27 protein-coding genes are annotated in these 23696 nt (G+C 67.4%); 23 read left to right on the top strand and 4 right to left on the bottom strand.

From position 1 onward, the window contains the following. Positions 1–7: 7 nt before the first annotated feature. From JJ685_RS24440 to JJ685_RS24330, 23 genes are all read left to right on the top strand, one after another. Positions 8–2125: a hypothetical protein gene (locus JJ685_RS24440; protein ID WP_201676987.1), complete on the top strand. Its 2118-nt coding sequence runs from the start codon at positions 8–10 to the stop codon at positions 2123–2125. Next, positions 2125–2340, top strand: a complete 216-nt coding sequence (locus JJ685_RS24435; protein WP_201676986.1) for a hypothetical protein — start codon at positions 2125–2127, stop codon at positions 2338–2340. The genes JJ685_RS24440 and JJ685_RS24435 overlap by 1 nt, the downstream gene beginning before the upstream one ends. Continuing rightward, a complete protein-coding gene (locus tag JJ685_RS24430; protein WP_201676985.1) occupies positions 2340–2738 on the top strand; it encodes a zinc ribbon domain-containing protein in 399 nt (132 codons plus the stop codon). The genes JJ685_RS24435 and JJ685_RS24430 overlap by 1 nt, the downstream gene beginning before the upstream one ends. Before the next feature lie 2 nt (positions 2739–2740). Further along, the gene (locus JJ685_RS24425) at positions 2741–4969 is read left to right on the top strand and encodes a hypothetical protein (protein ID WP_201676984.1); all 2229 of its coding nucleotides are present in this window, start codon (positions 2741–2743) and stop codon (positions 4967–4969) included. Between the two features lie 39 nt (positions 4970–5008). Then, positions 5009–6157 carry a hypothetical protein gene (locus JJ685_RS24420; RefSeq protein ID WP_201676983.1) on the top strand — a complete coding sequence of 383 codons (1149 nt, stop codon included), beginning with the start codon at positions 5009–5011 and terminating at the stop codon, positions 6155–6157. A gap of 123 nt (positions 6158–6280) precedes the next feature. Then, entirely contained in the window at positions 6281–7252 is a 972-nt protein-coding gene (locus JJ685_RS24415) for a phage major capsid protein (protein ID WP_201676982.1), read from the top strand. 87 nt (positions 7253–7339) lie between these two features. After that, positions 7340–7711 carry a hypothetical protein gene (locus tag JJ685_RS24410; RefSeq protein WP_201676981.1) on the top strand — a complete coding sequence of 124 codons (372 nt, stop codon included), beginning with the start codon at positions 7340–7342 and terminating at the stop codon, positions 7709–7711. Between the two features lie 4 nt (positions 7712–7715). Beyond that, the gene (locus tag JJ685_RS24405; RefSeq protein ID WP_201676980.1) at positions 7716–9638 is read left to right on the top strand and encodes a hypothetical protein; all 1923 of its coding nucleotides are present in this window, start codon (positions 7716–7718) and stop codon (positions 9636–9638) included. A 12-nt stretch (positions 9639–9650) separates the two neighbouring features. Beyond that, complete coding sequence (locus tag JJ685_RS24400) at positions 9651–10220, top strand: hypothetical protein (protein ID WP_201676979.1); 570 nt, start codon at positions 9651–9653, stop codon at positions 10218–10220. Between the two features lie 20 nt (positions 10221–10240). Continuing rightward, entirely contained in the window at positions 10241–10852 is a 612-nt protein-coding gene (locus JJ685_RS24395; RefSeq protein WP_201676978.1) for a hypothetical protein, read from the top strand. A gap of 7 nt (positions 10853–10859) precedes the next feature. Further along, entirely contained in the window at positions 10860–11606 is a 747-nt protein-coding gene (locus tag JJ685_RS24390; RefSeq protein WP_201676977.1) for a phage adaptor protein, read from the top strand. Between the two features lie 2 nt (positions 11607–11608). Further along, positions 11609–13243 (top strand): hypothetical protein, encoded by a 1635-nt coding sequence (locus JJ685_RS24385; protein ID WP_201676976.1) that lies wholly within the window; start codon positions 11609–11611, stop codon positions 13241–13243. Next, entirely contained in the window at positions 13240–13689 is a 450-nt protein-coding gene (locus JJ685_RS24380) for an N-acetyltransferase (RefSeq protein WP_201676975.1), read from the top strand. The genes JJ685_RS24385 and JJ685_RS24380 overlap by 4 nt, the downstream gene beginning before the upstream one ends. A 9-nt stretch (positions 13690–13698) precedes the next feature. Continuing rightward, a complete protein-coding gene (locus tag JJ685_RS24375; protein WP_201676974.1) occupies positions 13699–13992 on the top strand; it encodes a hypothetical protein in 294 nt (97 codons plus the stop codon). Positions 13993–14001: 9 nt separating this feature from the next. Further along, positions 14002–14967, top strand: a complete 966-nt coding sequence (locus JJ685_RS24370) for a hypothetical protein (RefSeq protein ID WP_201676973.1) — start codon at positions 14002–14004, stop codon at positions 14965–14967. Position 14968: 1 nt separating this feature from the next. Continuing rightward, positions 14969–15694 (top strand): phosphoadenosine phosphosulfate reductase domain-containing protein, encoded by a 726-nt coding sequence (locus tag JJ685_RS24365; protein WP_201676972.1) that lies wholly within the window; start codon positions 14969–14971, stop codon positions 15692–15694. Beyond that, entirely contained in the window at positions 15691–16290 is a 600-nt protein-coding gene (locus tag JJ685_RS24360; protein ID WP_201676971.1) for a hypothetical protein, read from the top strand. The genes JJ685_RS24365 and JJ685_RS24360 overlap by 4 nt, the downstream gene beginning before the upstream one ends. A gap of 2 nt (positions 16291–16292) precedes the next feature. Beyond that, on the top strand, positions 16293–17339 hold the full coding sequence (locus JJ685_RS24355; RefSeq protein ID WP_201676970.1) for a hypothetical protein: 1047 nt from the start codon (positions 16293–16295) through the stop codon (positions 17337–17339). Further along, positions 17340–19295 (top strand): hypothetical protein, encoded by a 1956-nt coding sequence (locus JJ685_RS24350; protein ID WP_201676969.1) that lies wholly within the window; start codon positions 17340–17342, stop codon positions 19293–19295. A 9-nt stretch (positions 19296–19304) separates the two neighbouring features. Next, entirely contained in the window at positions 19305–20396 is a 1092-nt protein-coding gene (locus JJ685_RS24345) for a phage tail protein (RefSeq protein ID WP_201676968.1), read from the top strand. A 21-nt stretch (positions 20397–20417) separates the two neighbouring features. Then, the gene (locus JJ685_RS24340; protein WP_201676967.1) at positions 20418–20852 is read left to right on the top strand and encodes a hypothetical protein; all 435 of its coding nucleotides are present in this window, start codon (positions 20418–20420) and stop codon (positions 20850–20852) included. Next, positions 20849–20986 carry a hypothetical protein gene (locus JJ685_RS24335; protein ID WP_201676966.1) on the top strand — a complete coding sequence of 46 codons (138 nt, stop codon included), beginning with the start codon at positions 20849–20851 and terminating at the stop codon, positions 20984–20986. The genes JJ685_RS24340 and JJ685_RS24335 overlap by 4 nt, the downstream gene beginning before the upstream one ends. Continuing rightward, positions 20950–21168, top strand: coding sequence for a hypothetical protein (locus JJ685_RS24330; RefSeq protein ID WP_201676965.1), 219 nt, complete (start codon positions 20950–20952; stop codon positions 21166–21168). The genes JJ685_RS24335 and JJ685_RS24330 overlap by 37 nt, the downstream gene beginning before the upstream one ends. Before the next feature lie 142 nt (positions 21169–21310). On the opposite strand, the gene JJ685_RS24325 is transcribed toward JJ685_RS24330, so the two are convergent. From JJ685_RS24325 to JJ685_RS24310, 4 genes are all read right to left on the bottom strand, one after another. Beyond that, a complete protein-coding gene (locus JJ685_RS24325) occupies positions 21311–21652 on the bottom strand; it encodes a hypothetical protein (RefSeq protein WP_201676964.1) in 342 nt (113 codons plus the stop codon). A 125-nt stretch (positions 21653–21777) separates the two neighbouring features. Next, positions 21778–22251 carry a hypothetical protein gene (locus JJ685_RS24320; protein ID WP_201676963.1) on the bottom strand — a complete coding sequence of 158 codons (474 nt, stop codon included), beginning with the start codon at positions 22249–22251 and terminating at the stop codon, positions 21778–21780. A gap of 144 nt (positions 22252–22395) precedes the next feature. Next, positions 22396–23046 carry a DUF1877 family protein gene (locus JJ685_RS24315; RefSeq protein WP_201676962.1) on the bottom strand — a complete coding sequence of 217 codons (651 nt, stop codon included), beginning with the start codon at positions 23044–23046 and terminating at the stop codon, positions 22396–22398. 144 nt (positions 23047–23190) lie between these two features. Then, a partial coding sequence (locus JJ685_RS24310) for a hypothetical protein (RefSeq protein WP_236599253.1) occupies positions 23191–23696 on the bottom strand: 506 nt, incomplete at its 5' end.

The following is a 23696-nucleotide window of genomic DNA, read 5'->3' as shown; positions in this document are numbered from 1 at the left end:
GGCAAGCATGGCCGACACCACCGACGTCATCGAAGAAGAGGGCAGCGAAGCCCAAACCGCGGCGCCAAAAAAACCAGGCGACAAGGGCATCGCGCAGAGCGCGCGCCTGGCGCGCAAGTGGGCCACCGAGCTCAACGCGTCCAAGAAGTGGATGGACCGCTTCACGCGCAACGCGCGCCGCTGCGAGCAGGCGTACCTGTCGCAAGGCGACGATGCGTTCAGCACCTCCATGGCGGGCGACTACAACGGCAAGACCAACCTGTTCTGGAGCAACGTGCAGGTAGTGCTGTCCGCGATCTACGGGCGCCTGCCCAAGGCCACCGTGGAGAGGCGTTTCAAGGACCACATGGACGACGTCTCGCGCGTGGCGTCGCTGATGATGCAGCGCATCCTCAATGGCGACCTTGAGCGCGATTGGGACGACACCAACGCGGCGATGCGAGACGCGGTGCAGGACCGCTTCGTGGTGGGCCTGGGGCAAGTCTGGTGCCGCTACGAGGTCGACATCGAAGAGGTCGAGGAACCCGTGCTCGACCCCGCGACGCAGCAGCCGCAACTGGACCCCGCCACGCAGCAGCCGGTGATGCAGAAGGTGGAGAAGATCGCCAACGAGGAGGCGACCGTCGACTACTGCTACTGGGACGATTTTCGCTACTCGCCGTGTCGCCGCTGGCGCGATTGCCGGTGGGTGGCGCGGCGTGTCTACATGGGCGAGAACGCCATCAAGACACGCTTCAAGCTCACGCCGGAGCAGGCCAAGATGATCCCGATGGCGGCGCGCACGCCTGCCACCGACAACTTGGGCAACGTCGAAGAGGATGTCCTCAAAGCCACCCCCTTCAAGCAGGCCGCAGTTTGGGAGATCTGGGAGAAGGAATCCAACAGCGTGTGCTGGTACGTCGAGGGCTGCACCTTCGTGCTGGACTACCAGGCCGACCCGCTGGAGCTCGACGACTTCTGGCCGTGCCCGCAGCCGGTGGTGTCCACCACGCTGACCAAGGCGTTCCTGCCGCGCGCCGACTACGCGATGGCGCAGGACTTGTACAAGGAGCTGGACCTCCTGAACAAGAAGCTGTCGCTGCTGACCAAGGCAGTCAAGGCCGCAGGCGTGTACGACAAGACCGCGATGCCGGTGAAGAACCTGCTGTCGGCCAACGTGGAGAACGAACTGATCCCGGTGGAGAACTGGTCGAACTTCACCGAGCGCGGCGGCATGAAGGGCAGCGTCGACTGGATGCCGGTGGAGGCGTTCGTCAACGCGATCACGCAACTCAACGCGCGCAAGCAACTGGTGCAGCACGACCTGTACGAGGTGCTGGGCATCAGCGACATCATGCGCGGCGCCAGCGTGGCGAGCGAGACGGCAACGGCGCAGACGCTCAAGGTGCAGTACGGCGGCGCGCGGCTGTCGAACCTGCAAAACGAGGTGTCGCGGTTCGTGAGCGAGGTGATGCGCATCCGCGCCAACATCATCAGCAACCACTTCCAGCCGCAGACCATCGTGCAGCGCTCGCTGATCGAACGCACGCCGGACGCGCAGCTCGCGCAACCTGCGGTGAAGCTCCTGAAGGACTTCGGCACCGCGCTGTACTCCATCAACGTCACCAGCGAGAGCCTGGCCGCGCCCGATTGGGCGCAGGAGAAGGAAGCGCGCACCGAGTTCCTGGGAGCGGCGAGCAACTACCTCATGAGCGCAGCACCCCTGGTGCAGCAGGCGCCCGAGGCGGGCGCCACGCTAGTGCAACTGCTGCAGTGGGCCGCTGCGGGCTTCAAGGGAGCCCAGACCATCGAAGGCATCCTTGACCAGTTCGCGCGCAGCCTGGAAGCCAAGGCGGCGCAGCCGCCGGCGCCGCAGCCGCCGTCGCCCGAGGACCAGAAGAACATCGCGCAGGCGGGCAAGTACGGCGCCGAAGCCGAGCGCACGAAGAAGGAGACGGCACTCATCCCGCCGATGGCACTGCCAGCAGGCGGGCCTGGCGGCGGCATCCAGATGACCCCCGGCGGGCCGCAGCCGCCGCAGTCGCAGCCCGCCGCCGGGCCTGGCGGCGGACTGCCCGCAGGCCCCGGCAGCGTGGCTCCCATGCAGCCGCAGCCGCCGATGCCGTTCAACCCGATGGTGCAGTGATGGACCCGCTGGACGCAGGCATGGACGACTACCGGGTGCAGCTCGCGCTGCTGCACTCGCTGGCGCACCGGCGAGCCGACCTGCTGCGCAGGCGCATGCGCGACCCCGACGCGATCAGCGAGCTGAACGCCGCGATCAGCGAGCAGCGTGCCGTGGTGCGCGCCGCGCGTTCGCAGCTCGCGCAGCTCATGGCGGGCCAACCTGGGAGCGCGTGATGCCCACCTACACCTTCCGCTGCGACAGTTGCGAGCGCGTGCAGGAGCTGGTGATGCCGATCTCCCGCTACTGCTCCGAGCCTCCGCGCCCGCAGTGCTGCGAGCGCGCGATGCAGCGCGTGTTCCTCGCCGCGCCTGGCCTGGGCGTGATCTCCGAGGCGCACTACGAGGGGCTGCGCGCCAGCGACGGCACCGACATCTCGTCGCGCGCCAAGCACCGCGCCTACATGCGCGAGCACAACCTGACCACCATCGACGACTTCACCGAAACGTGGAAGCGCGCGGCGCGGCAACGTGCACTGCGCATGCAGGGCATCGACGTCGAGCGCCCGCGCGACATCGCGCAAGCCATCGACAAACTCGGCGGCGAGGACGTCGCGCCGCGTGAGGGGAGCTAGCCATGGCGAAACTGTCCGACCTCATCCGCCAGTTCGGGCGCGAGTCGCTCGGCTACCTCGACACCGCTGCCACCATCGGCGGCAACATGGCATGGCAACCCGTGTCGGGCCTGGCGGGCCTGGCGCAGCTCGCGCGCACCGGAAGCCTGGACGAGGCAGTGGACACCATCAACCGTTCCAACGCGCTCGCCGCCCCGCGCACTGCAGAGGGGGCGCTCAACGTCGAGAAGATCGGCCAGGCAATCGACTTGCTGATCGACCCCCTCAAGCGCGCCACCGATGTGGTGGGCGAGGAGTCGCCGCTGGCGGGCGCCGCGCTCGCGGCCATTGGCAACGTGGTGGACCCGGCAAAGGGTGCAGGCCGGGCCGCGCGCGGTGCCAAGAGGGCCGCGAAAGCCGCCGAGGAGGTGGTAGCGGCGCTGCCGTCCAAGGTGCCCGCAAAGGCCGCTGCAGAGCCCGCCAAGGTGCCTGTGATGGCAGGCGGCGAGGATCCCGTGGCGAGCTCGCTCAAGAAGAACGCGAAGGCGCCGCGCAAGGCGCGCGAAGAGCCGGTCGAACAGATGGTCGAGGAGGTCGAGCCCGACACGCCGCGCGTGAACCGCGACGCTCCCTACGCGTACGAGGGAGGCGTGCTGCCCCCCATCAACGACCGCGTGAAGCCCAAGGTGACCGCGCGCGGCCCCGACCTGGGAACGCCTGCGGGCGACGCGGCGTTTCGCGCCAAGTACGGGCGCGAGCCGCTGTACGCGATGGACGAGGCCACGCGCGTGAAGCACTTCGGCGACGCCTGGAAGGAAAGCCCCGAGGTCTGGATGAGCGACCCGGTCACGCGCGAGACGCTGATGATCCCCGGCGGGCTGGAGGGCGACCTCACGCTGGCGGACTCGGCCAAGATCAGTGCGCAGGGCATCGACTACAACCGGCTGAACAAGAAGCTCGCGCAAGCCATCCACGAGAAGCTGGTGCGCAGCGTCGACCCCGGTCCCGACATGCCCGACATCGAACGATTCGGGCGGCTGAAGTTCGGCATCACCAGCGGCAACGCGCCGATCACGAAGAACCTCATCGAATACGCGCAGATGCGCCCGCGCAGCACTGCGGAGATCTCCGACTGGGCACGCTACTCGCCGGTGGGCTACGACCAGAAGCTGCCCAAGGACTACAAGAACGAGATGAACCGCGCGATCAACGAGGCGTACGGGGTGCAGGCGAGTGCGCGCGGCGGCACCGGCACCGCGAACACGGCAAACCGGCAATACGTGAGCGACCTCGCCAAGATGTACGAGGAGGATCCGTCCTTCTTCGTGAAGAAGGCCACCGAGACGGAGCCGCAGTTCGTCGAGCGGCTGATGAATCAGGTGAGGGGCCTGGGGCCGAAGACCGGGTCACTGGGCTTCGCGATGCTGGACCCGCAGAACACCAACATCTCTGCCATCGACCGGCATATCGCGGACATCACGCGCAGCGCAGTGAGCAAGGATCCGCTGACCGCGCCAATCTACGACCGGCGCATGCTCGACGCGCTCAACGCCGAGCTCAACAAGAGCGCCGAGGCGAAGACCCTGCCGACGGCGCGCAAGCGTGTCGACGAGCGTGTGGCGACGATGACTGCCAAGCAGAAGCAAAAGCTCGGCGGGACTGCGCAGGAGATCGAAGCCAACAAGTTCCGCGACATCGTCTCCACTCCCGAGTCCTTCACCTACCGCACGAAGCCGCCCGCTGGCTTCGTGCAGGGCCCCTACTCGCAGCTCGTCAACCGCGAGGTGCCGCCGCACTTGCTGGGCCTGCCCTTCTACGAGCCCAAGCAGGCGCAAGTGATCGGCCCGCTGTACGAGGCGGCACTGCGCAACATCCAGGCGGGCGGCAACAAGCTGGGCCTGGGCGGCTTCAGTGCGCAATGGTTCCCGTGGGACTACCAACGCTCGCGCGCCGAGCCGCACGCCGCGCTCAACAAGCTCGCCGGGACTTCCCCCAGGCTCACGCCCGAGGAGTACGCAATGGCGCGCGACACCTTCGCGCAGGCGGGCGGCTTCAACACGCGCAAGGATCCCGCCACGGGGCGGCTGACCCCCTTCAAGCCCAACTTGGAGAACTGGCGCAAGTACCAGTACGGCCAGGCCACGCCAGCGCTGCTGGGCGGCACCGCGCTCGCCACGGGTGCGGGCCTGGCGGCGGCGAACGACGAGGACGTTCAGGACTTGCTGCGCCGCATGTTCGGCGGGCAGCAGTGATGTTCCACGTGAAGAACCCATAACGCGCAAGGAGCAACCATGGCAAGCGGACTTGACACGACCACCGGCGCGCCTGGCGCCGACCCTGCACTCGACGAGCCGCAGGAGACGTCGCTGCGCGACGATCTGGACGCCGCCTTCCAGCAGCACGCGACCGACGAGGTCGACGACGCGCCAGGCCGCACGCGCGACGAGCTCGGACGCTTCGCCAAGACCGGCGAGGGGGAAGCCCCCGCGAAGGCCCCTGGCGGGCCGCAGGCGGCGCCGCAGCAACCTGGCCGCGCCATCGCCCCCGCAGGCGCGCCTGGCGCGCCCCAGGCCCCTGCCGCGCCCGAGCTCAAGGCCCCGGCATCGTGGACGCCGACGGCGCGCGAGAAGTGGGGCACGGTGGACCCCGAGCTGCGCGCGGAGATCCACCGGCGCGAGGGTGAGGCGCAGCGCGTGCTGCAGGAGTCGGCGGGCCTGCGCCAGTTCGCGCAGGCGTTCGACTCCATCGTGCGGCCCTACGAGATGTTCATCCGCAGCGAGAACTCGGACCCGCTGCGCGCGGTGCAGTCGCTGATGAACACCGCAGCCGAGCTGCGCGTGGGCACGCCGCAGTCGAAGGTCAACATCGTGGCGAACATCGTGCGCCAGCACGGCATCGACTTGCAGATGCTCGACAGCGCACTGGCGCAGATGCTCGGCGTCACCGACGACGGCCAGGCGCCGCAGCAGCAGCCGCTGCGCGACCCGCGCGTCGACCAGATCCTGGCCTACCAGCAGCAGCAGCAGTACGCGCAGCAGCAGCAACTCGCCGAGCGCGAAGCCTGGGAGGACAACGAGCTGCGCAAGAGCCTTGCCTCCTTCGCGCAGACGCACGAGTTCTATGCGGACGTCGCCGACACCATGGCCGACCTGATCGACGCGGCGACGCGGCGCGGCCAGGCAGTGGACATGGAGAAGATCTACGCCAGGGCTTGCCAACTCGACGAGCAAGTGTCCACAATCCTTGCCCAACGAGCGGGCCTGGCGCAGCCCACGCGCAACCAGCAGCGTGGTGCGCCAGGCCCCTCGCAAGCGGTCCTTCGTGCAAAGCGTGCAGCAGTGAGCGTCAACGGCTCCCCGTCCCCCGAAGGGGCCACGGTGCCAAAGAACGACTCCATCCGCTCTGCCATCGAAGCCGCCTTCGACGCGCACGCTGAGTGAGCGTCCACCGGGTGCCTCGCGGGGCCCATCCGGTTTTGAAGCGCCAATGACCGGCGCGGATGAACCCGTGAATGGGCCATCTCCGAAACAGGTCTGGAACTGTCCAACCTACAGGAGGCCGCAATGGCATTCCCCAACGTGTCCGACATCGTCGCGACCACCATCGAAAACCGTAGTCGGCGCATCGCCGACAACGTGGAGAAGAACAACGCGCTGCTGCGCCGCCTGCAGCAACGCGGCAACGTGCGCACCATCGACGGCGGCTCGCTGATCTACGAGGAGCTGTCCTTCGCGGAGAACAGCAACGCGGGGTGGTACAGCGGCTACGACCTGCTGCCGGTGGCGGCGCAGGACGTCATCAGCGCAGCGCAGTACGACCTCAAGCAGGCCGCGTGCCCCGTGACCATCTCCGGCCTGGATCAACTGAAGAACTCGGGCAAAGAGCAGTTCATCAACTTGCTGGAAGGGCGCATGGGAGTGGCCGAAAGCTCCATGCAGAACCTGCTGGCCGCAGGCGTGTACTCCGACGGCACCGGCGCCGGAGGCAAGCAGATCACGGGACTGAATGCCGCCGTGCCCGTGAACCCCGCCACCGGCACCTACGGCGGCATCGACCGTTCCACTGCCATCGGCACCTTCTGGCGCAGCAAGACCACCACCGCAGGCGCGGCACTCACCGCAGCCACCATCCAGGGTGCCTTCAACGACATGTGGTCGAGCCTGGTGCGCGGCATGGACCGGCCCGACCTGATCGTCGTGGACAACTTCATGTGGGGGCTGTACCTCGCGTCACTGCAGGCGCAGCAGCGCTTCACCGGCACCGAGACGGCCAAGCTGGGATTCCCCACCGTGCAGTACATGGACGCGGACGTCGTCCTCGACGGCGGCATCGGCGGCTTCATGACCACGAAGACCGCGTTCTTCCTGAACACGAAGTTCCTGTTCTGGAGGCCGCATGCGCAACGCAACATGGTGCCGCTGTCGCCGGATCGGCGCTACGCGATCAACCAAGACGCAAGCGTTTCCATCCTGGCGTTTTGCGGCCAGATGACCTGCAGCGGCGCGCAGTTCCAGGGTCGCCTCATCTCCCCGTGATCGTGAGTCCCCACGAGCTGACGCTCGTGGTTGCCATTCCCCGCCTGCGCAATCGGGCGGGGCCTTTTGCAAGGTGGGAGATGCGACATGACCATGGAAGAAGTGGAAGCGATCCTGCTGGCATCGCCGACCGCATGGGGCGACCTCCCGCTGGAGGCGCAGGACGCGATGGTGGAGTTCTTCGTGCTGCCGTGGAACGACCCGCAGCGCACGTGGGTGCGCAACTGGTGGCTGTCCTGCACGCCTGGCGACGTCGATTCGATCAACTCCTTCCTGCCTCCCGGCACGATGGTGGAAGCGGTGGTGGTGGGGCCGCAGGAGCAGTACCTGGGCAGCGACCTCGTGATGGATTCGCTGGACCCAGGTGCCACCTACTTCGACGCGGGCCCGGTGCTGCAGTCCCTGGTCTACGTGAACCTGCCAGGCGGGCCACAGGTGCCGGAAGCGGCGATGGGGTGACGCCATGGCGGCGAACCATACCGGCGTTCCCGGTGCGCTGTACGACACGCTCGCGAGCAACAAGCTCGGCGGGCTGAACACCCTCATCGGCTGGGGCACCAACGCGGTCATGGGGCCACCGCTGACGCAAGGTTTCGACGACGCCGACAAGGTGCCCTCCATGCACATTGGCTTCGGCGCCCCCTTCACTGGCGCCGAGGCTGTCGGCTTCGCCGGTCAGGTGCTTGCCATCGATGTGGTCACCGGCGCCGACGTCGCGCCTGGCGGCGCGCTGCCAGATGGCAGCATCAACCGCAGCGGCAAGACCGCGCCGGTGGGCAGTGCCGTCATCGGCGTCAAGCCACCCGTGGCCGACGCTGATGTGGCCGATTGGTATTTCCGCGTGCTCGACGCGGGCGGCACCATCTCGCAGGCGACCATCGATGCCATGGTGGCGTTCGCCACCTCCGCGAAGGCCAGCGGCTACTGGAGCAAGTTCGACCGCATCAACCTGTTCTGCGGCGACGACCTGGCCGGGTGTCTCACGCCGCTGAAGGTGGGATCCGGCACGCCGTACGACAGCAACGCGAACTTCACCGCAGCCGACTACACCGAGAACACGGGCCTGCGCGGCAACGGCAGCAACAAGTGGCTCGACACCGGCGTGCTGGGCACTGTCTTCACCGCTGGCAACCGGCACCTGTCGGCCTACGAGCGCACGCGCACGACGCTGTCCACCAAGAACCTGCTGGGGTGCGAGTCGCCCACCAGCAGCGACCCGTGGAAGCTGGGGAACACCACGCAGGACATCGAACGCGCCTACGGCTTCCAGCCGGTGATCGTGTGCGACATCAGCGGGCTGACCGGCACCCCCGGTGGTCACTTCCTGGCGAACCAGACCGTGTCGGGTGGCACGCTCACGCTGTACCGCAACGGCTTGCAGGGTGCGAACAACAGCACCGGCACCCCTGGTGTTCCGCAGGCGCAGAACGTCGGCGTGTTCGCCTCCAACCGTGGCTCGGCGCGGCTGGGCTTCACCGACGTCCTGATGGGGGGCTACTCCATCGGACAGGCTTTCACCGCAGCCGAGGTGCTCGCGTTCTACGGGCACATGCACACGTTCCAGAGCGCGCTCTCGCGCGCCGTGGGGCCGCCCCCTGCCGACACCGATGCGGTCGATTGGCAGACCCGTGTGGTGGGCAACAGCGGCACCGTGAGCGCGAACACGCTCAACGCGGTGTCGGCGTTCGTGACGAGCGCGAAGGCATCGGGCTACTGGTCGAAGATCAACCGCATCAACCTGTTCGCGGGCGACCAGCTCGCGGCGGCGAAGGTGCCGCTGAAGGTGGGCAACGGCACGGCGCTCGACACCTTCGTGAACCACGTGGGCGCCGACTACACCGAGGCGACGGGCCTGGGCGGCGGCTCTCCCAAGTACGTGAACACGGGCCTGAAGCCCAGCGCGCTCACGCTAAACTCGACCCACTTCGCGGTCTACAGCCGGGGCCTGGACGTCAACGGGGCGGGCTGGCACGGGTGCTGGTCTGCCAGTGGCCTGGATGCATTCGCCTTGGGGGCACCGAGCGATTCCGGTGGCGGCATGGAGTCGCACCAGTACAGCAACGTGACCGGACAGGGCTACCTCAGTGGGGCGGGTGGACTCAGCAACTACTGGGGCTTGTGCATGGGCAACCGGCAGGCCGCGAACAACCACGCCCTCTGGAAGAAGGGCACCAAGGTCGCGAGCGGCACCGGCAGCGGCGGCACCTTGCTCGCACTCGACATCTACGTGCTGGCGACCAACAACAGCGGCTCGTCGGTCAACGGCTACACCGCGATCCCATGCGGCGGCTACTCCATCGGCGCGGGCCTGACCGATGCGCAGTGCACCGCTTTCACCACGCACATGCAGACGTTCCAAACCGCGCTCGGGCGCGCTGTCACCTGAAGGAGAACCACCATGCCCGCAGGACTTCCCGGCGCGACGCTCGCGCAACAAAGCAACCCGTCGCAAGGCGCGTTCGTGACCTTCGACTTGCTCTCCGGCCCGAAGGGCTCTCCATTCGACAAGGACGGCACCGGCAACTTCTCCACCGGCGCGCTCGCCACGGGCATCGGCTTCAACGCGTTGCCTGTGATGGGGACGTCGACCCCGTTCGCGCAGCGTGGCTACACCGACGACTACACGCCAGGCCAAACGAAGCCCGACGGCACCCCCACCACCGACTCCACCTACATGTACATCGGCGGCGGGCGCAGCAACGGCGAGACGGGCAACGCGGCCACCCGCTACCAACCCAACCCCTACACCGCAGGCTACGGCATCGGTGGTGCGGGCAACGGTGGCTCGCGCGACGCGGGCGCCGGGCCCGCGTTCACCGGCTTCAGCATCAAGTGCGTTACCGCGACCGGCGCCGTCGCCAACGGCGCCGTCGTCGAGACGGGCTTCGCCAATCGCAGCGGCCTGGCAATGACGACCGGGCAGTCGACGTTCGGCAGCAATGCGACGGCGAGCGCCGCCGTCGCCTGATCAACCAAGGAGAGACTCACATGGACTACAGCATCGCTCACGGTGCCCCGCTGGAAGCAATCGACCCGCGCCTGTTCCAGAAACCCGATGCGGGCGACGAGTCGCTCTTCGTGGTGTTCTACATGGGGGTGGTGGTCGACCAGCAGGCGTCGACCAGCGCGGGGCGCCTGATCGCGCGCGACGAGGAGTTCGTGCGCATCATGACGCCGGGAGATCGCAACAACATCATCGACCGGCCCGCGAGCGATCAGGACAAGCGACGCTTCCCCAAGCAGTACGAGCAGTTCAAGGCGGGTGCCAAGGAGGAAGAGCAACTGGTGGGCACGCGCCTGCGCGATTGGCCCGCCGCCTCGCGCGGACAGGTGCTGGAGTACGAGTACCTGGGCATCAAGACCGTGGAGCAACTCGCCGACTTGCGCGACGACGTCTGCAGCCGCATGCCTGGCTCGCGCGACTTCAAGGAGATCGCCAAAGCCTGGCTGGGACGCGCCAAAACGACCGCAGAGGCGGCGCAGCAAGTGGCGAAGGACAAAGCCATGCAAAGCCGCATCAGCGAGCTGGAAGGGGCCATTCGCGAGCAGGCCAAGCTGATCGAAAAGCTGCGCAACGCGGAGCAGGCGAAAGCCGCCTGAATGAACGATGGCACGGCTGATGAACGCGGGCGACATCTGCAAGGAGGTGCTCGGGCTCATGGGCCTGCCAGTGCCCAACGCGGTGTCGGCGAACACGAACGACGCGACGTCACGCCAGATCTGGGTGCTGCTGCGCCAGACCGGGCGGCGACTGATGAAGCCCACGCGCACGCATCGGTGGCAGGCACTCACGCGCGAGTGGAAGCTCACCACGGTGCCAGGCAAGACGCTGTACGACCTCCCCACCGACCACGACGGCTTCATCGACAGCACCGCGTGGAACCTCGCTTCGCGCCTGCCGATGCTGGGCGCGCTCGACGCGCAGTGGCAAGCGCTGCGCGCGCGCAGCCTGGGATCCTCCACCATCAGCATCGTGTACCGCACGGTGGGCGAGCAGTTTGAGATCTACAACTCGCCAGGCGACGCACAGTCACTCTCCATCGCCTACACCTCGCGCAACTGGGTCAAGCTCGCGAGCCCGCCGGATCCGCAGGCGCCGTACGCCGACGCGCCGGTGGCCGATGGCGACATCGTGATGCTCGACCCCGAGATGATGGTCGCGGGCTTGCAGTTCGCCTTCCTGACCGCGAAGGGCTTCGACACCACTGCCGTCGCCACGCAGCTCGACGCGCTCATCGAAGCAGCCATCGACAACGACAGCGACGCGCCGGTGCTGTCTGCCGTCGGCGGCGGCAGCGACTACCCGCTGCTGTCTCCCGTGTTCAACCTGCCCGACACCGGCTACGGGAGCTAGCCGTGCCCACGAAGCCGCAGCGGCTGCTGCATCGCCTGGTAGCCAATCCGCCACCCGTGCGCGGCCTGAACAGCACCGATGCGGTGGCGACGATGCAGCCCACCGATGCGCTGGAGATGGACAACTTCATCTCTGCGGACTTCGGCGTGACGCTGCGCGAGGGATGGCGCGAGTACGCCACCAACCTGGGAGGCCCGGTGCGAACGGTGTTCTCCTACGACGGCGCGCCCACGCTGTCGACCGCGTCTCCGGTGTCGGTGTCGGTGCTGTTCGCGGCCACCGACGATGGCATCTTCGACGTCGAAGGCGGCGGCAACATGGAAGCCGAGACTCCCATGATCGCGCTGTCGGGCGCAGCGTATGCGGGGCGCCTGTCCTTCGTGGACTTCACCACCGCAGGCGGCAAGTACCTCGTGGCCTGCAGCGAAACCGACGGCGCCTTCCTGTTCGACGGCACCACGTGGTCGAAGATGTCGAGCGAAGGTGATCCTGGGCCAGGCGTGGTCACCGGCGTGGACCCCGCCATGTTCGTGCACGTGTGCGCGTGGAAGCACCGGCTCATGTTCGTGGAACGCGGCGGCACCGTCGCCTGGATCCTGCCCGTGGGCAGCGTGGGCGGCGCCGCCGCGAAGTTCGACTTCGGGCCGCTGCTGCGCTCGGGCGGCATGCTGCTGGCGCTCGCCAACTGGACGATGGACGCAGGCGCGGGCATCGACGACAGGCTCGTGGCGCTCGGCAGCTCAGGCGACCTGCTCGTGTACGAGGGCACCGACCCGACCAATGCCACGCAGTTCCGCAACGTCGGCGTGTGGTACATCGGGCGCCCGCCGGTGGGACGGCGTTGCATGACACAGTCCGGCGGCAACGTGTTCGTGCTCACGGTGTTCGGCGTGGTCCCGGTGGCGCAGGTTGTGCAGGGTGGCCTGGACACGCTGCTGATGGCGGGCACCGAGTTCCTGCAGCAACTGCGCAAGATTCAGGACGTCCTGAACGTCGACTTCGCCACGCTGATCGACACGGTGGGCTGGGAGATCATGAACTTCCCCACCAAGGCACTGATGCTGATCGCGCGCCCGCAGCTCGTGGTGGGCGAGTTCGTGCAGTACACGTTCCACAAGCATGCGCTTGCGTGGACGCGGCTGCTTGACATCCCTGCGGAGACGTTCGGGCGCAGGCTCAACGAAGCCTACGGCGGCACCGACGACGGGCGCGTGCTGCAACTCTTCGACGGCACGCAGGACGGCATGCTGCTGGATGGCACCGGCGCGCACGAGATCCGTGGCCGCGTGACGCCCGCGTTCAACTACTTCGGCGACCCAACGGTCCTCAAGCAGGCACTGATGATGCGCGTGAACTTCCTCGCGTCGTCGTCGCCGAGCTACGTGCTGCACGTCAACCGCGACTTCGCGGTGCAGCCGCCGCCATCGGCGCCCGCGCTCGCCGGAGCTGTCGGCTCCCTGTGGAACCACGCGATGTGGGACGCCGCCTTCTGGGCTGGCGCCATCGCAGCCTTCGGCGAATGGCGCAGCGTCGAAGCCATGGGCTTTGCGCTGGCGCCCACCATCTACGTCGCGAGCGAACAGGGCGCGACCATCGCCAACATCGAGTACATGGTCAAGCCTGGAGGTCCGCTATGAGCCTTGTGTCGATCACGCAGCGCGAAATGGTGGGGCAGTACTTCCACGAGAAGCTGGGCCTGCACCCGAGCGACGACTTCCGAGGCGTGTGCCACGTGGTGCCGCCGGGCCCCGGCGAGCTTGTGACCATGGACGACGTCGCCGTCGCCGTAGGCTACGACCAGTTCATCGGGCGCGCCTGCTGCATGCACACGGTGATCGCGAAACCAGAGCGCATGCTGCGCCGCCTGGTGCACGAGGCTTTCGAGTTCCCCTTCGTGACCTGCGACTGCGAAGCAGTGATCGCGCTCGTGGACTCCACCAACGAGGCGGCGCTGCGCTTCGACACGAAGCTGGGCTTCCACGAGATCGCGCGCATCCCGCACGCGGGCATGGACGGCGACCTCGTGGTTCTGTGCATGCGCCGCGAGCAGTGCCGCTGGATCCGCCAGCGGGTGACGCACTGAGGAGGCACCGTGAAGAAGTCAGGCTCGCCCGCTCCCAGCATGCAGCCCGCCGCGCAGGCCGCTGCAGCGCCAGCCGCGCCGCAGCAGTCAACCTGGGCGCCGCCGCCGCCGCAGGGCAGCATGCAGTTCGCCACGCCAGGCACCCCGCCGCCAGGCGGCAAGGCGGGCGCCGCGCCGCCGCAGATGCCCCAGCAACAGCCCCAGCAGCCCCAGCAGCCGCCGCAGCAGCCGTGGGCCATGTCCCAGGCCGCGCCGTTCCAGCCTGGCGGCAAGAAGGGCCGTTCAGACGTCCCCCCGTTCTAGGAGCTCACCATGGGCAAGAAGAGCGCACCCGCAGCTCCCGACTACACGGGGCTCGCAGAGAAGCAGGGGCAGCAGCAGCAGGACTTGCTGTCGCAGCAAACGTGGGCGAACCGCGCGAACCAGTACAACCCGTACGGCTCGCAAACCTGGCAGGCGACGCAGGGCACCGACCCGGTGACCGGCAAGCCGATCACGCAGTGGGGGCAGACCACCACGCTCGACCCGCGCCTGCAGCAGGCACTGAACTCGCAGTTCGGCAACCAGGCAACTGCGGGGCAGATCGGCACCTCCATGATGGGCAACCTGCGTTCGACGCTCGGCTCGCCGGTGAGCACGAGCGGCCTGAACCAGTGGGGTGCGGTGCCGGGTGCGATCACCGACCCGTACGGCTTCGGCGGCACCCGCCAGCGCACCGAGGACGCGTTCTACAAGAGCGCCACCTCGCGGCTGGACCCGCAGTGGCAGCAGCGCCAGGGTGATCTGGAGACGCAGCTCGCCAACCAGGGCATCACGCGCAACAGCGATGCCTGGGAGCGCGAGATGGGCAACTTCGGACGGGAGCGCACCGACGCATACGACACCGCGATGCGCGGCGCCATCACCGGCGCGGGCGCCGAGGCGCGCGGCGACTACGCGTCGCAGCTCGCTGGCGAGGGGCAGGCGTTCGGCCAGCAGTTCCAAGGCTCGCAACTGGCGAACACGCTGCGCGGCCTGCAACTGAACGAACTGTTCGGCCTGCGCAACCAGGGCATCAACGAGTACAACTCGCTCATGGGTGGCTCGCAAGTGCAGATGCCATCCTTTGGCGACTACACGCAGGCGGGCATGGGCCAGGCCACCGACTACATGGGCGCCGCGCAGCAGGGCTACCAGGGGGCACTGGACTCCTACAACGCACGCGGCGCGCAGCGCGGGCAGACCCTCGGCACCCTCGGGCAGCTCGGTGGCTCCGCGATGATGGCAGTGGCCTTCTGACATGGACACGCTGGCCGACTTCCTCGCGCGCCACGAGCGCATCCTGCTGATGTTCTCGGCAGGCAAGGACTCGGCTGCGGTCCTGAAACTGCTGCGCCCGCACCTGGCGCGCGTGATGGTCACGTGGGTGAACCCAGGCCACCCGTACCCCGAGACGCTCGACTACATGTCGCACGTGCAGCGCAGCGTGCCTCACTTCCAGATGGTGCTGGGGCAGCAGCCAGCGTTCGTGGCGCGCCATGGTCATCCTGCGGACCTCGTGCCGTTTGAAGCGACCCCGCTCGGGCGCATCGCCGCCGACACCTCGGCGCCGATGCTGGTGCCGCTGGAAGTGTGCTGCCGCGCGAACCTGTGGGGCCCGATGCGCCAGGCAGTGATCGACTACGGCGCCACCGGCTGCATTCGCGGCGACAAGGCGTGCGACCCGCTGCACGCGAACGTCGTGCACGGCGAGGTGCGTGAAGGCGTCGAGTACCACTTCCCGCTGCTGCACTGGTCCGACGATCAGGTGCGCGAGTACGTGGGCGACGACATCCCAGCGTCGTACCGGCGCGGGCTGCGCACGAGCCTGGACTGCATGAACTGCACCGCGTACCTGCACGAGAACCCCGGACGCCTGGCCGACCTGCGCGAGCACTACCCGCAAGCCTGGGCCGAGGTGCAGCCCATCGTGCACTGGATGCGTGACATCACGCGGCGCCATCTCACCGCAATGGAGGCAGCATGAGCAACTACAACTACGCGCGGCGCCAGCCGCCGCAGCTCCCCGGCATGCCGATGCCGCCGGAGCTCGACTACAACCTGCCGCAGCCCGCGCCGACCATGTACTCGCAGGGGCAAGGCATGCCGCAACTGCAGCCGCCACCCGACCCCGCCGCCGCCGCAGCGGCGCAACCTGGCGCGCCTGGCAAGGGGCTCAACGAGCAGTCCGTCGCCGCCATGATGGCTCTGTCGGGCATGAAGACGCAGCAAGCCGCGATTGAGCGGCAGCGCAAGATGGCCGACCTGCTGCGCGCCGAGGGCACCAAGCAACTGCAGGGCACGCAGGCCGGGCGCGTGTACGTCGCACCAGGCTACGGCTCGCTGCTCGGCAACTTCGCGTCGCAGGCCGCTGGCCTGATGGGCGACATGGATGCGAAGCAGCAAAGCGACGCGCTCGCGGGCGACGAACGCGAGGCGCAGCGCGCCTTCTACGAGGGCATCACGGGCAAGACCATGCCGCAGCGCCCACCTCCCAACCCGTACGCGGGCGCGGGCGGCGGCGGCGCAGGCTTCATGGATTGGCTCAAGGGTGCCTTCGGCGGCGGCGGCGCAGGGAGCTGACCATGGGAGGCACGGTACTGAAGAAGGCACTCCCGACGGGTCAGCCGACGGGCCAGCCGTCGCCGTTCGCGGACCCTGCCGAGCCCCCGCCGGATCTGCCCAACTCCTGGGACGCGGTGCTCACGCGCGAGATGGCGAAGCTCGACGAGATGGACCGCACGCGCAAGCCGATGTACACGCCAAAGCAAGTGACGCAGCGGCGCGACGCGAACCAGCGCGAATACGAGATGGGGCTGCTCGGCGTGCTGTCGGGGCACGACGACTTCAAGGAGGCGGGCGGGCTCGTGCTGAAGAACGCACTGGCAATGCGCCAGCCGAAGATCACCGAGAAGGGCAGCGCCGATCAGATCACCGGCGAGTTCAGCTACGACCCCGACTACCTGCGCCAGCAGCAACTCACGCGCATCGACGCGATCCAGAAGCTCAAGGCAGCGGAGGACTACAAGAAGCAGGCCGACCGCATGGACTTCTGGCAAAAGCAGATGCTGCTCGCGCAAGGCGGGCGGCAGAAGCTGGAGATCAAACTGCAAGGCGGCGGCGGCGAGGACGGCATGAGCGCGGGCCAGGCGCGCGTGCTGGGCATCGAAGACCGCATGTTCGACGACTTCACCAAGGAGGTGAAGCAGCACCGCGACCGCGTCGACACGTTCGCCAACCTGCAGACCACTGCGCAGCGCAACGACCCGGCAAGCGACATGGCATTCATCTTCCAGTACATGAAGATGCTCGACCCCGGCAGCGTGGTGCGCGAGGGCGAGTTCGCCTCTGCGCAGAATGCGGGCGGCATCGATGTGCGCGTCCGCAACCTCTACAACCGTGCGATCAAGGGCAACTTCCTCGACCCGAAGCAGCGCACCGAGATGCTGGGCGCGGCGGGGCGCCTTGCCACGCTGGCGCAGCAGAACATCGACCAGTCGACGCGCTCGTGGAGTGACCGCGCCCGCGCGCGCGGCATCGACCCGTATGCCGTCACCGGCACCCGCCCCGCAGCAGGGCCCCGACAAGGCGGCGGATTGCCTCGTGGGTGGTCCGTCACGCCGGAGAAGTAGATGGCTAACTACCGCATCAAGGGGCCCGACGGCACCAGCTATCGCATCACCGCACCGGACACCGCGACCCCAGCCGAGGTGGAGCAGATCGCGGGGCAGTACATCGCGTCGCTCACCGCACCGACGAAGCCGCCGGTGGACACCTCCTCCGTTGGCTTCCAGGCGAAGGCCGCGTCCGACCGTGCCGACGACCTGCAGCGGTACGACCCTCTCAACGAGATGAACTGGGGCCAGCGTGCCTTGGTCAACTTGGGAGCCGGTGTCGACAACCTCGTGCAAGGTGGCAAGCAACTCGCGGGCAAGGCGGGCTGGGGCAAAGGCATCACCGACGAGGAGATCGAAGAGAAGCGCAGGCGCGACGATGCGCTGGCCGACTCCACCACCGGCGGCGGGCTGCTGCAAGTCGCTGGCGAGGTGCTGCCAGGCATGGCCGCAGGGGCGCTCGTCGGGCCCGCTGCGCTGCCTGCGCTGGCGCGCGTAGTGCCCGCCGCGAACGCGATCAGGAATGTGCGCCCCCTGGTGAAGACGCTCATCGCGAGCGGCCTGGGCGGCGCCGCCGGTGCGGGGGTTACGCCGGTCAAGAGCGACGAGTCGCGCGCGGAAAACATGGCGATTGCGGGCACCGTGGGCATGGCAGTGCCTGGTGGCGGCGCCGCCATTGGCAAGGCCGGGCAAGGCGGCTACCGGGTGCTCACGCGCTCGGGCGCGCGCTCAAAGGCTCTTAACTTCATCGACGAGTTCCTGCCGCCTGGCTACCGTCCCAACCTGGGAGGCGCGGCGGACGAGGTGCGCGTGAACGCGCCGCATCCCTCGGGCTACGGCAACAGGGAGTTCAACGTGCCGCAGAGTGCGGCCCAGGCGACCAACGACCCGTACCTCACGCAACTGGAGCTGTACTCGCGCGGCAACAAGACCGGCGGGCCCCAGTGGCAGAACTTCGACGACATCCGCAACATGGAGCTGTATCGCGCCACGCAGGAGATGGCGCCGAGCGAGCTGCGGCTGCAGCGGCTGGACGCGGTGCGGCATGGCCGCACGGCGCCGATGCGCCAAGGTGCACTGGCGTCCGCTGAGGCGCGCGGCGGCTACGTCGAGCCCGTGCTGGAGCACGTGCGGCAAATTGCCGAGGGGCCTGCGGGCGGCGGCGCCAACCCGAATCTGGAGTCCATCACGAACTACGTGCAGCGCGTGCTCGGGCCCGACGCGAAGGGGGTCACCGCTTCGCGCCTGTACGAGGTGCGCAAGACGCTCGCGGAGAAGCTGGGTGGCAGGACGGATCCGAGCGACCAGCTCGGTGGCGCAGTGAAGAAGGCACGCGCGGAGGTGATGGACCTGCTCGACACCATCGACAACGCGCTCGACACCGCGAGCCAAGGCAGGTTCGCGCCGTACATGCAGGAGTTCCGCGCGCGCTCGGGCCCGTACTCCTCGGGGCACGCGCTCGCCGACGTTGCGCAGACCATGGAGCAGAAGGGACTCAAGGGCACCGACCCCGAGGTGACCTTCGACGCCTACAAGAAGGCACTGCAGCGCAGCACCGAGGGCAAGTGGGGCAGCAAGCTCACCCCGAGCGACGAGGGCGCCGCGCAGGTTCTGCGCGAGACGCTGCGCAGGGGAGAAGGGCCGATGCGCTCGCGCAAGCTCGCGGCCACCGGCGGCGGCGGCTCAATGACCGAGCCCAACCGGCAAGTGACCGAGGCGGGCGGCAAGATCCTCAACTGGATCCTCAACGTGAAGGGTGGTCCTGCAATGGCCGAGGGCTTGTCGCGCCTGGCGCGCTTCAACGAGGAAGCGGTGCAGGAGGAGCTGCAGCACATGCTGTCGCGCCCCACCGTGCTCGCAGCGGAGCTCGCGAAGCTGGATCCCAACTCGCGCATGGCGGCGATTCAGGAGGCAGCGCGGCGCCTGTCCAACGTGGGCAGTGCCGGTACTGGTGCCGGTGTCGTCTCGCCATAGGAGAGCAACATGCCACGCAACTCTTCCGGTAACTACACGCTGCCCGCAGGCAACCCGGTGCAGCCCGAGACGCTGATCGAAACCGCGTGGGCCAATCCCACGCTGGCAGACATCGCCGCAGCCCTCACCGACAGCCTGGACCGCTACGGGCGCGGCGGAATGCTGGGCCCCTTCAACGTCGCCGACGGCACCGTGGCCGCGCCAGGCTTGTCGTTCACTGCACAGTCCAACCTCGGGTTCTATCGCGAGGCGACGAGTGTGCTGGGCGTGAGCGTCGCAGGCGTGGCAGCGGCGAAGTTCCGCACCACGGTGATCGACCTGCTCAAGCCGGTGAGCCTGGCGGGCATCACTGGCCCGGTGCCGGGTCAGGTGACCCTCGGGGACCAACTGCACCTCGGCGCCGGCACCCTGGCGGCGCCGGTGCTCACCATCAACGACACCGACAGCGGCTTCTACTCTCCATCGCCGGGCGTGATCGCGCTCGTGCTCGACGGGGTCGAGGTGATGCGGTGGACGGCTGGGGGCGCCTCAAACTCGGTGCCACCCGGCACCATGTTCGACTTCGGCGGCACCTCGACGCCAGCGGGCTACCTGCCATGCAACGGGTCTGCCATCAGCCGCACCGACTACGCTGCGCTGTTCGCGGCTATCGGCACGAATTGGGGTGCAGGCGACGGCAGCACGACGTTCAACCTGCCCGACATGCGTCGCCGTTCCACCGTCGGCGCGGGCGGCACGTTCGCTGCCGGGCCTGGCGTGGCAGTGGGATCCGTCGGCGGCTCGGAGATGTTCAACCTGTCGGAGGCGCAACTGCCGCCCCACTTGCACACCATCACCGATCCGGGGCACAAGCACGGCATCTCAGATCCGGGGCACGCGCACGCCTACACGAAAACGTCGAACACCCAGCCCGGTGGTGCTGAAGGGGGTGCGCGCGATTCTGCTGGCACGCTGGCTGGCACAACCGATGTTGCGGCCACCGGCATCACCGAGACGACCTTCAACGGTGCTGGCATCACGCAGACCAACGCGACCGGCACCGGCGCGCCTGTGAACCAGTACCACCCCTGCGCCACCGTGCTGAAGATCATCAAGTTCTAACCCACCATTGGAGGTTTTGCCATGAACGTGACATTGACCAACCTGGGAGCCGAAGCGCTACCCCTGACCTCCTCGCAAGGCGGCGGCGTCGCGCTGTCGCTCAAGCCCGGCGAGCCGTACTCGTTCGCCGACCAGACCGTGACCATCGCCACCATCGGCGACAACCCCGACTTTCTGGAGGACTTGCAGGACGCACTGAGCTCCATCGCGAAGAAGGCTATCGAGCTGATCCTGTTCTGGCGCGAGCACGCGTCGAGGCCCAAGGACAGCGACACCCCGCTCGTGCGTGTGCGTGTGGTGGCGGGCCCCACCAACGCGATCCGCTGCACGGGCGACGACAAAAGCCTCGACGTCGAGATCGGCGGGGGCGCCACCGTGGACGTCGTCATGCCGCGCTACGTGGAGCTGCGGCAGCTCGGGGTGGGCGGCGCGGCCTCGCAGCCGGAGGCACCATGATCCCGCTGGCCTTCCTGATCGCGGCACTGGTGCTGGCTATCCTGGCGACGGTCAACGTGCCGGCGGGCCGCTACTCGCTGCTCGCGGGGAGCCTCGCATGCTGGTTCGCGGCTTTGCTTGCGGAGCGGTTCTAGCTCTCGCGGCGTGCTCGTCCGACGCGCCGGTGGCGTCCCTGTGCCTGATCAACTGCACCGTGATCGTCAGGACCAGCAGCAGCGGCGACGACGAGATCCGCGAGGCAGAGAAGGTCCGGCTGCAGGAAGCCAAGGACGCGTTCAAGCGCTTTGAGCATGGCAAGGTGCCGCCCGACCCCTGATCGCGCCCGCCGGCAGGTCTTCCCGGCCCGAAAGCAAAAGCCGCCCTCGGGCGGCCTCGTGCGTCTGGTCGCGTGGAGGCCGCTCACTGCGTCGGCCCCCTGCGGGCTGGCGAGCTCCCTGTCCGCGTCGACCTGTTAGACCTCACTTGCGCCGGCCCTTCTTCTCAGCTTCGGCCTGAAGCTCCGTGCTGCTGGGCGTGCTGAGGGCCTTGCTCGGAGGCGTCGCCTCGTCAACCTCGACCAACTCGAAAGTCACGCGGTCACCCTTGCGCAGGTGCACATGATCGCACCACGACAGCTGTCTAGGAGCGTCACCGGCAACTCCTACCAGTGCCATGACCGAAAACACTGGCCTTTCGAAGGCGAGATCCTTCTCGGCGCCCGCTCCGAGGCCAAGGCTCGCGGTCAGCAAGGAAGCGTCCTTGGCGCCTGCAACTGCCACAAGCTCACCGTTCACTTCTATTCGAATAGCCGGAATCGTCATAAGTGAGGTCTAACGTAAAGGTGACCGGCGCGTTGCGGCAAGGGGCCGCACCGTGCAGGATTTCCAACGGCGCCGTACGGCCCCTTGCCGCAACGTGTCCGAGTCGACCGACCTGTTAGAGCGCATCACAGGGCGCCCACCACTTTCTCGACGCAAGCCAGAAGCTCAGGGCCGCCTTCGCGCCCAAACTCACTCTCACACCGAAGCAAGCCTGCAGCACTGAACGCAACGGATGGCAAGGGCATCAGTTCCGTTCTCTCGCGGAAGCACGCCTTCGAGCGGTAGTAGAACATCGCAAAGTAACTGATGCTGCGATGCTCGTAAACGTCTTGAACGGTGCGCCTGATGCCACGGTAGATGCTCTTGAGCCCAGGGTCCGGGGGATCTGGCATGCGCGCGAGCACGGTTTCGAGGGACATCCCCGACTCGCGTGCCGCGAACCCGAGCGTTGCACCCTGGGCCTCGGCAGAGCAGATTGTGGCGAGCGATCGCGCCACTTCGGCGCCCGAGGGCAGCCGGAGTTCGGTGTCGGCGGCCTGAGGGAACACCGCGCCCGGTGACAAGGCGAGGACCAGAGCGGCGGTTCGGAACAGAGTCATAGTGCGCTCTAACGTCGGAGTTGACCGGCACGCAGCGGCATTGCGCCGCAAGACGCATGCTCACCCGCACGGCTTGCGGCGCAATGCCGCTGCGTGTCCGCGTCGAACGACCTGTTATGTCGCAGGTGCCCCACCCTCGAATCGCTACTGATAAATGACAAGAACATGGTGACCAGAATTGGCTGCCTGCCTATAGAAGGCTTGAAGCTTGCGGAAGGCCGGTATCAGAAACTCATCCAAGACCGAATCCTCCTCTTCAAGCCAGCCCATCCCACCAACATCGAACTTGGCCATTTCCGCTCGATTGAACGACTTCCGGAGGTCTGCCTCTGTGACTCCGTCGACAGCCTCCGAGAGCTTCCTCACCTCGTCCGGCCTGAAGTGACGTGCGCTTCCCAGGCCAAAGTTGATCTTAGGATCTCGCTGGCTTTCCGTTCCGCGGCCCTCAATCGCCTCCAGTGCAGGATCGGTCGGAATGGCATTTGTGTCCTCGGGCGGTACGCCGAGCTTCTGAAGCTCCTCGTTCAGGACACGGGAGAACTCAGCCTTGTCATAGTCGGATCCCGACTCCCTCTCCCGGTCGATAGCGCGGTAGCTCGCGACTTGCTGCGCCTGCTCCTTACGCTTCTTCGCAGAGACCAGCCAGGCGAGGACATCGTAGTCTTTATCTATATCGAACAGCACCGCCGAGGCGAAACGAGGATCGCTTCTGATGTCCCAAACAAGCGCCGGCTGCTCACGGAGGGCCTGGAGCTGTGCGTCATCAACGTGGACGTAGTAGGCGATGATGCTCATGTTGCTGTTCCTGCGACATAACGTGAAGGTGACCGGCACGTTGCGGCAAGGGGCCGCACGGTGCACGATTTTCGACGGCACTGTGCGGCCCCTTGCCGCAACGTGTCCGAGTCGACCGACCTGTTAGCGATCATGTCTCCGTCCTTAGGTCCTGGGCAGCATGCAAGCCAGTGACGGCGAGGCCTGCGTCGCGACCACGAGCACACCGAGAACAGCAAAAATTCCGAGCGTGACGAGCGTAGCCAGGCGAGCATTTGAGCCAAGCACGCGCAACTGGTCGTCTTCAATCTTCTTGTACTCACCGCGGAGGATGAGATACCACTGGGCGCCGATGTACGACATATCGCTAGCGCGATCGGCGAACAGCACCTTCTTCCCGCGGGCTGAAAGCTCGCGCCATTCCGCGGGATGCTCGGCGGATAGGCGCGACATGAACTTCGACTCGAACCAGAGGCCCACGCCACCGCCAATTACGAGCAGGAGCATGAGGGCGGACGCGACGATCTCAGTGAGCGTACACATGAGCGCTAACGAATAGCGTTTATCTGCCGCCGCGCAGCATCGACAACCACGGACCCTCCCTGCGGCAGATAAACCTTGTTGGACTAAACCGCCGAGGCACGGCGGCGCTATTGGGCAGTGTAAGGTTT

This window comes from Ramlibacter monticola (assembly GCF_016722785.1).
Lineage (GTDB): Bacteria > Pseudomonadota > Gammaproteobacteria > Burkholderiales > Burkholderiaceae_C > Ramlibacter > Ramlibacter monticola.
The sequence above is the reverse complement of the archived record's forward strand: the minus strand, read 5'-3'. Positions and strand labels throughout refer to the sequence as shown.

Excerpts from the sequence above, each read along its gene's own strand:
- JJ685_RS24440 (WP_201676987.1), top strand. The coding sequence starts at position 8 with ATGGCCGACACCACCGACGTCATCGAAGAAGAGGGCAGCGAAGCCCAA.
- JJ685_RS24435 (WP_201676986.1), top strand. The coding sequence starts at position 2,125 with ATGGACCCGCTGGACGCAGGCATGGACGACTACCGGGTGCAGCTCGCG.
- JJ685_RS24430 (WP_201676985.1), top strand. The coding sequence starts at position 2,340 with ATGCCCACCTACACCTTCCGCTGCGACAGTTGCGAGCGCGTGCAGGAG.
- JJ685_RS24425 (WP_201676984.1), top strand. The coding sequence starts at position 2,741 with ATGGCGAAACTGTCCGACCTCATCCGCCAGTTCGGGCGCGAGTCGCTC.
- JJ685_RS24420 (WP_201676983.1), top strand. The coding sequence starts at position 5,009 with ATGGCAAGCGGACTTGACACGACCACCGGCGCGCCTGGCGCCGACCCT.
- JJ685_RS24415 (WP_201676982.1), top strand. The coding sequence starts at position 6,281 with ATGGCATTCCCCAACGTGTCCGACATCGTCGCGACCACCATCGAAAAC.
- JJ685_RS24410 (WP_201676981.1), top strand. The coding sequence starts at position 7,340 with ATGACCATGGAAGAAGTGGAAGCGATCCTGCTGGCATCGCCGACCGCA.
- JJ685_RS24405 (WP_201676980.1), top strand. The coding sequence starts at position 7,716 with ATGGCGGCGAACCATACCGGCGTTCCCGGTGCGCTGTACGACACGCTC.
- JJ685_RS24400 (WP_201676979.1), top strand. The coding sequence starts at position 9,651 with ATGCCCGCAGGACTTCCCGGCGCGACGCTCGCGCAACAAAGCAACCCG.
- JJ685_RS24395 (WP_201676978.1), top strand. The coding sequence starts at position 10,241 with ATGGACTACAGCATCGCTCACGGTGCCCCGCTGGAAGCAATCGACCCG.
- JJ685_RS24390 (WP_201676977.1), top strand. The coding sequence starts at position 10,860 with ATGGCACGGCTGATGAACGCGGGCGACATCTGCAAGGAGGTGCTCGGG.
- JJ685_RS24380 (WP_201676975.1), top strand. The coding sequence starts at position 13,240 with ATGAGCCTTGTGTCGATCACGCAGCGCGAAATGGTGGGGCAGTACTTC.
- JJ685_RS24370 (WP_201676973.1), top strand. The coding sequence starts at position 14,002 with ATGGGCAAGAAGAGCGCACCCGCAGCTCCCGACTACACGGGGCTCGCA.
- JJ685_RS24365 (WP_201676972.1), top strand. The coding sequence starts at position 14,969 with ATGGACACGCTGGCCGACTTCCTCGCGCGCCACGAGCGCATCCTGCTG.
- JJ685_RS24360 (WP_201676971.1), top strand. The coding sequence starts at position 15,691 with ATGAGCAACTACAACTACGCGCGGCGCCAGCCGCCGCAGCTCCCCGGC.
- JJ685_RS24355 (WP_201676970.1), top strand. The coding sequence starts at position 16,293 with ATGGGAGGCACGGTACTGAAGAAGGCACTCCCGACGGGTCAGCCGACG.
- JJ685_RS24350 (WP_201676969.1), top strand. The coding sequence starts at position 17,340 with ATGGCTAACTACCGCATCAAGGGGCCCGACGGCACCAGCTATCGCATC.
- JJ685_RS24345 (WP_201676968.1), top strand. The coding sequence starts at position 19,305 with ATGCCACGCAACTCTTCCGGTAACTACACGCTGCCCGCAGGCAACCCG.
- JJ685_RS24340 (WP_201676967.1), top strand. The coding sequence starts at position 20,418 with ATGAACGTGACATTGACCAACCTGGGAGCCGAAGCGCTACCCCTGACC.
- JJ685_RS24335 (WP_201676966.1), top strand. The coding sequence starts at position 20,849 with ATGATCCCGCTGGCCTTCCTGATCGCGGCACTGGTGCTGGCTATCCTG.
- JJ685_RS24330 (WP_201676965.1), top strand. The coding sequence starts at position 20,950 with ATGCTGGTTCGCGGCTTTGCTTGCGGAGCGGTTCTAGCTCTCGCGGCG.
- JJ685_RS24325 (WP_201676964.1), bottom strand. The coding sequence starts at position 21,652 with ATGACGATTCCGGCTATTCGAATAGAAGTGAACGGTGAGCTTGTGGCA.
- JJ685_RS24320 (WP_201676963.1), bottom strand. The coding sequence starts at position 22,251 with ATGACTCTGTTCCGAACCGCCGCTCTGGTCCTCGCCTTGTCACCGGGC.
- JJ685_RS24315 (WP_201676962.1), bottom strand. The coding sequence starts at position 23,046 with ATGAGCATCATCGCCTACTACGTCCACGTTGATGACGCACAGCTCCAG.